This is a genomic window from Bradyrhizobium lablabi, from assembly GCF_001440475.1.
Classification (GTDB): Bacteria; Pseudomonadota; Alphaproteobacteria; order Rhizobiales; family Xanthobacteraceae; genus Bradyrhizobium; species Bradyrhizobium lablabi.
The window spans coordinates 20,576-30,977 of the sequence record NZ_LLYB01000084.1 but is presented as its reverse complement, the minus strand read 5'-3'; the positions used below and the strand labels follow the sequence as shown (position 1 = coordinate 30,977).

Sequence of the window (10,402 nt, the reverse complement as noted above, 5' to 3'; positions counted from 1 at the left end):
ACTGCATTGGGGGCGCCCGCGGTCGCGGACCGACTTCTTCAACGGTATCGATCCAGAACGGACATCAGCCTGCGATCCCGTATTCAAGCTCGGTCCGCCGGACCTGATTTTCAGCACAGGCGGTGAATGCGGAGGATCGCCGGACATATTCTCGAAATTCTGGCAGCTCCAATAAAGAGTGACACCATTTGTTGCCATTACCTAACGACCTAAGGTCATCCTCGGCGTCAAACTCGAACGTCAGACTCAATTGCCAAATGTCTTGGTCCTCAGCGTCCTCATGCACGATGATTTGCCGCGTCAGGTTGAAGGCAAAGTGCTCACCCGTTCCCCAGTCGAAGGTCCCCCACTGGAAAAGAAGCATATCCGCGTCTTCATGTTGCTCAAATACACGTCCGCTTGGCCTCTGGTCCCGGTAGAAATCGAAAAACGCCTCACAGCCGTCGATCAGGTTAACGCTATCCTCATGCAGGCCCCTCCCGCGCAAGATTGCTTCGAATTCCTGGCGAGCATTCTGTGGCTTAAACATTGGAGCACTCCTTCCCTGTCCACTATGGACGGCAGCCTCTGGCCCTCAACGGTCATGCCGAGCGGGCCGGATGATGTCAGCCTTGGGGAGCAAAGCAGAAGTGTTTCTAAGGTCGAACGATATCGCCTTTTGACCCAACGCGGACATTCAAGCGTGAATTTGCGGCGCAAAAGAAACTTCCATTGAAGGTTGACGCAATAGACCGATAGAGCGAGGCTATCCGAGCGCCCCGCTCACCGAACGGTGGAGGTGATGTGATGACCAAAGCAAAAATGATCTTTGGCGCACTGGTGTTGGCCACGGTCGGCCCTGTCACAACCGCGGCGGCGCAAACCCTCTCGGCCCAGGACCTCGCCCGCCGCAGCATCGAGCGACGCGCGATCGAGGCCGTCATATGGGGCATGCCGGCGGTTAATCTCGACCTGATGCTGCAGGCGATGATCGGCACCGCCAAGGGGCGTCCAAATCAGATCGTCTACTGGTCGCGTCTGCCGGACTGGAAGAACCAGACGCTCACGCCCAATCCCGACGTGATTTATCTGATGCCGTTCTTCAACACGAAGGACGCCGGTCCAATGGTGCTGGAAATTCCACCAGCCGACGATGGCGTGATCAACGGCACAGTCATGGATGCCTGGCAGGTGCCGCTGGAGGATGTCGGGCCGGCCGGCGTCGACAAGGGCAAAGGCGGCAAATATCTGATCTTGTCCCCCAACCATTCGGCTGCTGTCCCGGACGGCTACATTGCTTTGCCCTCGATGAACTATCAGGGCTATGCGCTGCTGCGCTCGATTCTCAAGAGCGGCAGCGATGCCGATGTCGCCAAGGCGGTCGCCTATGCCAAGCGGATCAAGTTGTATCCGCTCTCGCAGGCGGCGAATCCGCCAGCGACGACATTCGTCGATGCGATCGACGTCGTCTACGATTCCACGATTCCCTATGACCTGCGCTTCTTCCAGTCGCTCGACCGCGTGGTGCAGATAGAGCCATGGCTCGGGCGCGACAAGCTGATGATCGAGATGCTCCGGTCGATCGGCATCGAGAAGGGCAAGCCGTTCAATCCCGATGCAAACACACGCGACATCCTGACGTCAGCCGCGCGCGAAGCCCACGCCCTTCTGGAAATCAGATATGAGGGCATGTTCAAACCCTATTTCGACATCAGCCGGTGGGCTCTCCCGGCAATGCCGGACTACCTCAAGGCATCGCAGGATGGCTTCTCCGATCCGAGCGCGTATCCGGTCGACAGTCGCGGCCTCGCCTTCACCTTCGCCTTCTTCACGCCCAAGCATCTCGGGCACGGCCAGTCATATCTGATGACCCTCAAGGACAAGGACGGGCAGAATCTCGACGGCAGCAAGAGCTATCGCCTCACCGTGCCCGCGAACGCGCCGGTGAACCAATACTGGTCGGCGACGGTCTATGACCGCGCCACTCACGGCCTCATCCGCGACATGTCCAGGTCCGGCCGCGGCTCACAAAGTCCGGGCTTGCAGATGAAACCGGACAGTTCGGTAGACATCTATTTCGGACCGATGGCTCCGCCAGGCAAGGACTCGAACTGGGTACCCACGAACCCGAGCGGACAATTCGAAGTGCTCTTCCGCTTTTACGGCCCCGAAAAGCCTCTGTTCGACAAGACATGGAAGCTACCGGACATCGAGCGGACCGCCGCTCATTAAGCAGGAGGATGCGATGAAGCCAAATCGCCGAGAAACGATCTCGTTACTGGCGAGCGCAGCCCCTGCTGCCCTTGGAGTTCTTTCTATCGCCGGCATGGCAAACCCTAGCCAAGCTCAGGAAGTGAAATCGACTGGGCCGAACCCATTGCAAAAGATCGAGACGCGCATCGGCACGCTCGATTTCACCCACGACTTCGCCAACGGCTACCCGACCGACGCAACGGTCGAGAAGCTCTACGACGAGCGCGATTTTCAACGCGGCTGCCAGGCCTATCTCTGGTCGCTTCCGGCGGTCTCGTTTGCGTCGTGGCAGCGCGGCGTTACGAAAGGACTCGGCGCCCAGAACGGACAGATCGTCGCCATCCTGTCTCTTGAGGCGCGGCGCGGCGTCCTGACCGCCAATGCCACGACGCCGTACTACCTCGGGTTCGCCGATCTCTCTGCGGGGCCGTTGATCATGGCGATCCCAACGCGTGGCGTGCAAGGCGGGATCAGTGACGTCTGGCAGCGACCGATTCCGGGCACGGAATCCCCGGGCACGTACCTGATACTGGCACCCGGGCAGAAAGTGCCGGACAGCGTGGCCGGCTACACCGTCCGTCAGTCCCCGACTTTCAACATTTTTATTGGTGTACGACTGACCGATGCAGATCCCGCGCAAGCGAAGGAGGCTCTGGCGCAGTTGCAGATGTATCCCTACGCGCAACGCGACAATCCTCCGAAGGCGGAGATTCTCGACGTCGGCACGAAGGCATGGAGTGGCCTGCCGCCGCGCGGAATGGCGTATTGGGAGCGGCTCGATGACGTGATCCAGCGGGAGCCGGTCGAGCCGCACGACATCTTTTTCCATGCGATGTTGCGGCCGCTCGGCCTGGAAAAGGGCAAGCCGTTCAGGCCGGATGCACGGCAAACGAAAATCCTGACCGACGCCGCGTTGGTTGGAGAGGCCATGGCAAAGGCTAACTCCGCGGACCGGCGTTTCGCGGGCGGCAGGTATCGGTCCGATGCCCACTGGGACTTCGCCCTTCAACTGGACGCCGATGATCCGGACGCATTCTGGAACCTGCTCGACGAGCGTGCGTCATGGTTCTACGAGGCCGTCGGCGCCGCCGCAGGGATGGCGCCCAAGCGGCCTGGACCGTCATCGGCTTACCTCAGCGCGTACAAGGACAAGGCCGGGGGGTGGCTGGATGGCGGCAGGTCTTATCGTCTTCGCGTTCCGCCCGATCCGCCGATCAGGCTGTTCTGGTCGGTCACGCTCTACGACGTCGATACGCGCGCGCTGATCCTGAACGAGCAGAAGATCGCGGATCGTTCCTCGCGCATGGACCTGCGCGAGAACAAGGACGGTTCAGTGGACATCTTTTGCGGGCCGACGGCGCCGGCCGGATTCGAGAAGAACTGGATTCCTACCGTTCCCGGCAAAAACTGGTTTGCGTATTTCCGTTTCTACCAGCCTACCGAAGCCTACTTCGACCGGTCATGGCCGTTGCCGGATTTCGAGCAAGCGTAGTTGGAGACACACACGGGGAAAGTTATGCCCTTCATCGACATCTTCGCCTGGATCGTCCTCTTAATTCTCATAGCCATTGTGGTCGCGATCTTCGTCGCACTTGGCATGACGCCCGGCCTGATCGCACGCAAGCGTGGACATCCGTGGGCGCAGGCGATCTCGATCGGCGGCTGGGCAACGTTGATCTTTGGCTTCGTGTTCTGGCCGCTCGTCCTGATCTGGGCTTTCGTCGATGTTCCGGCAAAACAGGAACCACGGCCATGATGAACGTCCTGCTGCTGGGTTACATTGCGATCCTGGCTCTGTTCGTCTGGCTCGGGCTGATCCCCTTCAATCGATTCTGGAAATTCTCCCCCGTCATCGTTGCAATCGCCCTTGTCGTTGGCCTGTTCATTCCGATGGGATGGGGCGCCCCCTCCGGCGCGGCGGTGGTGGCGCGCAATTCGGTGCAGGTCGTGCCATCGGTCGCCGGAGAAGTCCTTGAAGTACCTGTTGTGGCGAATACGCCGCTCAAGGAAGGCGACGTCCTATTTCGTATCGACCCGACCACCTATCAGGCGCAGGTGGACGCAATCGAGGCGCAACTCAAATTCGCCGAGCTGCGCCTCGGCCAATACACGCAGCTTCAGCGCGCCGATTCGGGCCGGGCCTTCGACGTGCAGCAGCGCGAATCGGAAGTGGACCAGCTCAAGGCGCAGCTCGAAGGCGCGAAGTGGAATCTCGACAAGACCACGGTGCGGGCGCCTGCCGACGGATACGTCACCAATGTGGCGTTGCGCAAAGGAGCTCGCGTCACCGCACAATCCCCGGTGATGGCTTTTATCGACACATCACAAACAATTTTCGCCGTGGCGATCCCCCAGATCAATACGCGCTACATCGCCATCGGGCAGCCGATCGAAGTCACGTTCAAGACCTTGCCGGGCGTGGTTTTTACCGGCCGCGTCGAGACGATATTGCAGGCGATTGCGAGCGGTCAGACGCAGACCAGCGGCCTTGCTGTCGCGCCGACGGATGTTGAGACGGCGCCATTCATCGTTCGCATCACGCTGGACGATGACGATGCGGCGCGACGCCTGCCGGCCGGCAGCACGGGGCTGGCGGCGATCTTCACCGACCACGTCGCGATAAGCCATGTGATCCGGCGGGTCGTGCTGCGGCAGACCGCGATCCTGAACTACGTCAATCCGTTCTGACGGAGGGAAGCGATGTTCATCAAACCGACCCGCAGAGAAACCCTGTCACTGCTTGCGAGCGTCGCTCCTGCTGTGCTCGGTATGTCCTTTGCGGTCGCCGGGAGCACCGCTGCCGAGGCTCAGGAAACCAGGCCCAACATCCTGTTCATGCTCGTCGACAATCTCGGCTATGGCGAGTTGGGCGTCTACGGCGGCGGCGCGACACGCGGGGCACCGACGCCGCGCATCGACAAACTGGCAAGCGAGGGCCTGCGCCTCACCAACATGAACATGGAAGCGCAGTGCACGCCGAGCCGATCAGCGATCCTGACCGGGCGCTATGCGATCCGCTCGGGTACCCACTCGGTGCCGTTCGGCGGCGTCGCGGACGGCCTCACGCAATGGGAAGTGACGATGGCCGAGTCGTTGTCGGCCGCGGGCTATGCGACGGCGCTGTACGGCAAATGGCACCTCGGCAGCAATAATGGCCGCTTGCCCAACGACCAGGGATTCGACGAGTGGTACGGCATCCCGCGGACGACGGATGAAGCGTTGTGGCCGGGCTCGCCCGGCTATTCGCCTGGGATCATGCCACCGGAACAGCTCATGGAGGGCCGCAAGGGTGAGAACAGCCGCGAGGTGAAAGTGTACGACCTCGAACAGCGCCGGCTAATCGACGCCGAAATCACGCGGCGGTCGATCGCGTTCATGGAACGCCAGACGCAAGCGCGAAAACCCTTCTTCGCCTATGCGACCCTCACACAGCCGCATCTTCCGACGCTGCCGAACCCGGCCTTTGCCGGCAAGACCGGCAATGGCGACTGGGCCGACATGCTGGCCGAGATGGATTACAACGTCGGCCAGATGCTCGACGCCGTCGACCGGCTCGGCATTCGCGACAACACCATCGTGATATTTGCAAGCGACAACGGGCCGGAATTCGTCAGGGCCTGGGACGGCTGGGCCGGGCCATGGAAGGGCCAGTATTTCACCGCTTGGGAGGGCGGCATCCGCGTGCCCTTCATGGTCCGCTGGCCGGGAAAAATGCCGGCCGGCCGGATCAGCGACGAGATCGTTCACGCCGTCGACCTGTTCCCGACGCTGGCGAAACTCGCCGGCGCCGAAGTGCCGAAAGACCGGCCGATCGACGGCGTCGACCAGTCCGATTTCTTCACCGGAAAGACAGAGAAGTCGGCGCGGGATGGAATTCTGGTCTTTTGCGCGGACCGCTTGCAGGCAGTGAAGTGGAAAAACTTCAAGGTCCACTTTTACCAGCAGGACACGATGGTCTCGCCGCCGGTGAAGCTCGCGATACCGTTCCTTTTCAACCTCTACACCAATCCGCGCGAAGATACGGACAAGCAGATCACCGATAGCTGGGTCATCGGTCCGGTGCTCAAGATGGTCGGCGAGTTCGAAGCCAGCACGAAGAAGCATCCGCTGATCGCGATGGGAACGCCAGATCCGTACACGCCGCCACACTAGACGGGATTGCTTTTATCGGAAGCAAGGGGAGCAACATGAACAACACCAGCGCAGCAGGCGGTATTCGCAGACTCGGGCCATACGCAGTGGCCGGCCTGTTCGGGCTGACGGCCGCCGTCACGCCTTGTGCCGCCCTGGCCGACGAAGGGGGAGTGAGCTTCTGGCTCCCTGGTAATTTCGGCAGCCTCGCAGCAACCCCGGGCGTGCCGGGCTGGTCATGGGCGACGCTCTATATTCACTCCGATGTCGCGGCGGGCGCAGGGCAGCAGTTCCCGCGCGGCGGCCGTGTCGACGTCGGCATCGCCGGCAGGGCCGATCTTGTGGTGTTCGGCCCCACTTACACTTTCGCTACGCCGTTTCTTGGGGGCCAAGCCTCCGTGAGCCTGTTCGGAATCAGCGGACGGAGCGAGGGTTCTGCGGCTTTGTCGCTGACCGGCCCCCTGGGAAACACGATCGGCATCAATCGCACGCAGGACCTCACCTCCTACGGCGACGTGATTCCGCAGGTCTCCTTGAAGTGGAATCAGGGCGTGCACAACTTCATGGTTTACGGTACCGGCGACATCCCTGTCGGCGACTATGACCCCAGCCGCCTCGCCAACCTCGGCCTCGGTCATGGCGCGATCGACGGCGGCGCCGGCTACACCTACTTCAATCCGCAGACCGGCAATGAATTCTCGGCAGTCGCCGGCCTCACCTACAATTTCAAGAACACCAGCACCCAGTACCAGAACGGCATGGACTTCCACGTCGACTGGGGCGCCTCCCACTTCTTCACCAAGCAATTGCAGCTCGGTGTCGCCGGCTATTACTTCCAGCAGGTCACCGACGATTTCGGCGCGCCGGCTTCGCTCGGCGGCTTCCGCGCGCGCATCGCCGGCATCGGTCCTCAGATCGGCTTTCTGTTTCCGGTCGGCGACATGGACGGCTACGTCAACGTGAAGGCGTACAAGGAATTCGCTGCTGAGCACCGGCCCGAAGGCTGGAACGCCTGGCTGACATTCGCGCTATCGCCAAAGGCACCAGAGGCGACAGCCCCAAAGCCCCTGCAGCGCAAATACTGACTTACAACAGCAGAAACGCGGGTTGTTAGTTGACCGCAAGGTGACGCAGCACACATCTCGAACTTCCGCTTGTGGGCCCTTAGCGGACATGCCAATCCGTCTGACTGATGTCCGCTTTCGGAGCTAAAGCGAACGCGAGGCCGGATGCATCCTTCCTGGATTCGCGAGTGCGCCCTGCGGTCCACCACCTCCTCGCTGAAACCGCCGGTGGTGGGCGGTAGCCTGCAACGACGTTCTTCGCTCAAGGGTTGTACATTGTGGCGGCCGTCGCAGTTTGGTTCCAAACATAGCCTCGTTTCAACACAGCGCCGCCCGACTTAAACATCGTCGCGCCCGAAGTTCCCTCTTCAGCTTGGTTCCGCAACATGTGTTGCGTGTACGTGCGTGAAGAGGTGCGTTGATGCGTTTCGTTTCCTGGGGGATTGTTGCCGCTTGCGGCTTTTTACTGGCAGGTCCGGCGGCTAAGGCTGCCGATCTTCGTGTTCCGGACCTGCCATCGCCCTCCTATAACTGGACTGGCTTTTATGCGGGTATCTATGGCGGCGGCGGGTACGCGGCCTGGGCTGCCGATTACTGCCGAAACGGGGCGTGCCGTCATGCGGAGGGGCAGGCGAGCGGCTTCGCGGTCGGCGTCTATGGCGGCTACAACTACCAGTTTGCCAATCGCTTTGTGATCGGCGGCGAGTTCGAGTGGGGCAAATCCTCTTCGTCGCGCGACGAACTGATCTTTGGCGACAGCGCCTTGGTGTCGAGCTTCGGCGCATTTGGTGGGGCTCGCCTGCGCGCCGGCTACGCGTTCGACCGCCTGCTGGCGTACGGCGCCGTCGGTGTCGGCTTTGCCAGCATCGGCAATGGCTATCGCTATATGGTGCAGAAGGGTTGCGACACCGTGCAGGAGATGATCTGGGACGAACAGGTCAAGGCCGGCCTGATCGCGGGCGCCGGCATCGAATATGCTTTCACCAAGCATTTCGTCGGGCGCGGCGAATATCTCTACGCCGATTACGGCAGCGTCTCCCTGTCCGGCAAGGACCGCACGCGAACTGAATTCCGCAACGAGATGCACCTCGTGCGCGTGGGCGCCAGCTATCGCTTTTAATGTTTCGCTCAAGATGATCCGGCAGCGATCAGCTGCCGGATCATCGGATCATGTTTTTGCAAGTCCTTCGTCAGGCGTGCGGCGGTGCAGTGATTGCCCTGCGGATTGCCGCCAGCGGCGCGGTGTCGTCGAATTCGAGGCTTTCGCCCTGCTGCTTCAATCCGAGGTCGCGCCATAGCGCGGCAAGGTCCGGCGTCACCGGTTTTGGCCCCATTTCGCGGTGAAGCCGGGTGAGTACATCGACACCGACGGCCTTGTCGGCCGTGCCAAGAATGCGCTCGATCGGCCAGTCCTGCTCGTGATTGCCGCCGGCGGCGAGCACGCCGCGCATCGCGTCCTGCAGGCCGAGGCGATTGTTCGTCGCTTTGCGGATTTCGATATCGGCGAGCAGGCAGAACATCGCGCCGCCCCAATATTTCCGTCCCCAGGTGGGAGTGTTGTCGAGTCCCTGGTCGCCGGCCTGCGGCAGTCCCTTCGGCATGTCGCGCATCATCGCCTGCCAGATTTCCTGCGTCGTGAGGTCTCCGGCCTGCACCCGCGCGATCGGCTCGACGTAGACGGCGAGGCCTTCCGACAGCCACGCGTAGCGGTCGGGCATGTCGGGCAGGGCGGTATGCACCATCTCGTGCACCATCACCCAGTCGCGCCGTAAGACTTCCTCGGTGGAATCGCGGCCGAGCGGAATGCGAATGGCGGCGCCGCGATAGCCCCACGTCGTGCCGCCGCGAATGCGCCCGCCGTCGACCGGCACCAACAGCAGCCGCAGCGAGCTGACGGGAAAGCGCCCGTAATAGGTCGTGATGGCTCGCGCCGACATCCTGATCCAGTCGAGCAGTTTTTCCCTCGGCAGCGCCATGTCGCCCGGTGCGAACGCGACGTGGATGGTCCCGCCGCCTGCCTCAAGATCGGTCCGGGGCAGCCGGTCGAACGCGTCGTAGGGCATGCGGTCGCCGCGCATATATTCCGATTGTGCGTCGGCGCGGAACGAAACGGTGCCTGCCAGCATCGCGGCGATGATTGCGGCGGCAATGGTCCAGCGAAGAGCGCCGGCGGCCTTCATCGGAGCACGCTTTGCGATACCGCCGGTCGTTGCTCAGGTGTGGCCTGCGCGATAAACGTGGCGGCCTGCTCGTGGAGATCGTCGAGCATGGCGGCGAGCAAGGCTTCACCCTTGGCCGCTGTCGCCCGGGTCGGATCGCCATAGCAGCCGGAGCGGCTGTAATTCGGCGAATGCGGATCCGACGGGGTCAGTGCGCCCGGCGTCTCCCGGATCAAGGCGGGGCTGGCTTCGGCGCGCGCCATGTCGACGAGATGCGGCGCCATCGCCAGCATCAGCGACGTTTCCAACTCATCCGCATGGCTGCCATGGCCCTGCTCGGCCAGTTGCCTCGCCACGCGAGGATAGCGTGGACCCTCGTGGATCCATAAATGCCTGATCCGCTCGCCATCGAGGCGGGCCAGAGCACGGTCGACCGGCGCCAGGGTGCTGATCCCGGTATTGAGCACGAGCAGCTTCTTGCAGCCGCTGCCGAGAATCTGCCCCGCAATCTCGCGCACAAAGGCCTCGAAGGTCGAAATCGACAGGCTGCTGCTGCCGGCATACGCCGTGAAGGCGGGGTAGTGGCCATAGGTCAGCGTCGGCCAGATCAGCGCGTCGATCTTTTCCGCCATCCTGGCTGCGAGCCATTCGGCCTGAATGCGGTCGGTATTGAGGGGGAGGTGGAAGCCGTGCTGCTTGGCCGCGGCGCCGATCGGCAATATCGCCACCGCGCCATCACCGATGCGCCGCGCGACGTCGTCCCAATGCATGCGCTCGATGAAATGGCGACCGGTGTCACTTCCCATTCGCCGAGCG

At 62.1% G+C, this 10,402-nt stretch carries 10 protein-coding genes; 7 read left to right on the top strand and 3 right to left on the bottom strand.

The annotated features are described in order from the left end of the window. Positions 1–64 precede the first annotated feature (64 nt). Positions 65–529 carry a hypothetical protein gene (locus tag CQ14_RS23590; RefSeq protein ID WP_057860232.1) on the bottom strand — a complete coding sequence of 155 codons (465 nt, stop codon included), beginning with the start codon at positions 527–529 and terminating at the stop codon, positions 65–67. 257 nt (positions 530–786) lie between these two features. Here CQ14_RS23590 and CQ14_RS23585 point away from each other — a divergent pair, with 257 nt between their 5' ends. The 7 genes from CQ14_RS23585 (at position 787) to CQ14_RS23555 (ending at position 8,547) form a co-directional block, all read left to right on the top strand. Beyond that, on the top strand, positions 787–2,211 hold the full coding sequence (locus CQ14_RS23585) for a DUF1254 domain-containing protein (RefSeq protein WP_057860231.1): 1,425 nt from the start codon (positions 787–789) through the stop codon (positions 2,209–2,211). Positions 2,212–2,224: 13 nt separating this feature from the next. Continuing rightward, positions 2,225–3,724, top strand: coding sequence for a DUF1254 domain-containing protein (locus tag CQ14_RS23580; RefSeq protein ID WP_199805598.1), 1,500 nt, complete (start codon positions 2,225–2,227; stop codon positions 3,722–3,724). Between the two features lie 24 nt (positions 3,725–3,748). Beyond that, positions 3,749–3,988: a DUF3302 domain-containing protein gene (locus tag CQ14_RS23575; RefSeq protein WP_057860229.1), complete on the top strand. Its 240-nt coding sequence runs from the start codon at positions 3,749–3,751 to the stop codon at positions 3,986–3,988. Further along, on the top strand, positions 3,985–4,920 hold the full coding sequence (locus CQ14_RS23570) for an HlyD family secretion protein (RefSeq protein WP_057860228.1): 936 nt from the start codon (positions 3,985–3,987) through the stop codon (positions 4,918–4,920). The genes CQ14_RS23575 and CQ14_RS23570 overlap by 4 nt, the downstream gene beginning before the upstream one ends. A gap of 12 nt (positions 4,921–4,932) precedes the next feature. Next, entirely contained in the window at positions 4,933–6,384 is a 1,452-nt protein-coding gene (locus CQ14_RS23565) for an arylsulfatase (protein ID WP_245320468.1), read from the top strand. 35 nt (positions 6,385–6,419) lie between these two features. Further along, a complete protein-coding gene (locus CQ14_RS23560; protein ID WP_057860227.1) occupies positions 6,420–7,448 on the top strand; it encodes a SphA family protein in 1,029 nt (342 codons plus the stop codon). Positions 7,449–7,848: 400 nt separating this feature from the next. Then, a complete protein-coding gene (locus CQ14_RS23555; protein ID WP_057860226.1) occupies positions 7,849–8,547 on the top strand; it encodes an outer membrane protein in 699 nt (232 codons plus the stop codon). A 70-nt stretch (positions 8,548–8,617) separates the two neighbouring features. On the opposite strand, the gene CQ14_RS23550 is transcribed toward CQ14_RS23555, so the two are convergent. Together CQ14_RS23550 and CQ14_RS23545 are read right to left on the bottom strand one after the other, a co-directional pair. Next, positions 8,618–9,607 carry a hypothetical protein gene (locus CQ14_RS23550; protein WP_057860225.1) on the bottom strand — a complete coding sequence of 330 codons (990 nt, stop codon included), beginning with the start codon at positions 9,605–9,607 and terminating at the stop codon, positions 8,618–8,620. After that, on the bottom strand, positions 9,604–10,392 hold the full coding sequence (locus CQ14_RS23545; RefSeq protein WP_057860224.1) for a creatininase family protein: 789 nt from the start codon (positions 10,390–10,392) through the stop codon (positions 9,604–9,606). Before CQ14_RS23545 ends, CQ14_RS23550 begins: the two co-directional genes overlap by 4 nt. Positions 10,393–10,402: the final 10 nt, after the last annotated feature.